Annotated in this window: 1 protein-coding gene and 1 pseudogene; one reads left to right on the forward strand and one right to left on the reverse strand. The window is 67.5% G+C overall.

Features of this window, described 5'->3' with window-relative positions; genetic code table 11:
• On the reverse strand, positions 1 to 575 hold a 575-nt coding region (locus JCM19049_RS14800; protein WP_279403312.1), incomplete at its 3' end, for an MFS transporter.
• A 148-nt stretch (positions 576 to 723) separates the two neighbouring features.
• Here JCM19049_RS14800 and JCM19049_RS14805 point away from each other — a divergent pair.
• A pseudogene (locus tag JCM19049_RS14805) lies at positions 724 to 1,175 on the forward strand (AraC family transcriptional regulator); the annotation flags it as partial.

A 1,175-nucleotide genomic window follows, 5' to 3' on the forward strand; every position in this document is an offset into this window, starting at 1 on the left:
CCAGCGCGGTGACCAGGGGTGCGGTGAGACCCGATGCCAGGGCGGCGCCGACAAAACAGCGCGGTGGAGTACAGGCCCATCATCAACCCCGCACGGTGCGCAAAGTCCTGTTTGATGGCTGCGGGCATCACCACATTGCCCACCGCGATCGCGGCGCCAACCAGCACGGTGCCGGCGAACAGGGCCAGCAGGCTGGGGTGCAGGCGAAGCAGGATTCCCGCCGCGAGCGTCAGCATGGTCACCCCCAGCAGCCGGTGCATCCCGATCCGACGGGTCAGCCCGGGGGTGAGGAACGCGAAGAGCCCGAAGGCGAAGACCGGGATGGTGGTGAGCAGGCTTGCCGCGGTGGCCGACAGTCCCAGCGTCTGGCGGATCTCTGCCAGGAGCGGGCCGATCGCCGCCACGCCAATGCGCAGGTTCAGGCCGATCAGGATCAACCCCGCACCGAGCAGCAGTAGCGCCCACCGGCCATGGGCGCGTTCGGCGGGCTGGCCCACCTCCGGGGCGGAGGGAGGTTCACCGCCGGGCACGGGATAGGTTTCCAGGGCAGCGGCGTCTTCGGGGCGCGGGGTCATCGGATCCTTGCTTCAACATCGTTCGGGGGGATAAAAGTGCGTTGGGCCAGATCCCTGGCCTTGGTCGCCGGCCTAAGGCGCGGTGGTGCACTGTGCTTCAATGTTTTCGCCCGTCACCCCTGACGCTCAACCGGTAGAGTGACTCTTGATGCTGAAAACTCGCCACGACCTGCTTTCACCCGAGCAGACGCTGCTGCTCGGGCATGATCACTTCACGCCCGCCCACCTTCACGATGAAGGCCACCTGGTGTATCCGGCCACCGGCGTGCTATCCATGCTCACCGATGCCGGATCCTGGATTGCCCCCTGGAACCGTGCGGTGTGGATCCCCGGAGGGTTCATGCATCAGCACCGCGCCCACGGCAACACCGACATGCGGATCGTTTTCATGGGTGAGCGTTTCGCCACGCTACTGCCCGAACGCCCGGCCGTGCTGGCCGTCTCGCCACTGGCCCGTGAGGCCACCCTTGCCCTGACCGGGCAGCGGCGGCGGGCCGCGGCGGTGCGTGACCGGTTGCGCATGGTGATCATTGATGAACTCACCGTGACGCCGGAACAGCCCCTGCACCTGCCCGAACCGCACAACGACCGGCTGCGCGG

It is taken from the genome of Arthrobacter sp. JCM 19049, assembly GCF_001310435.1.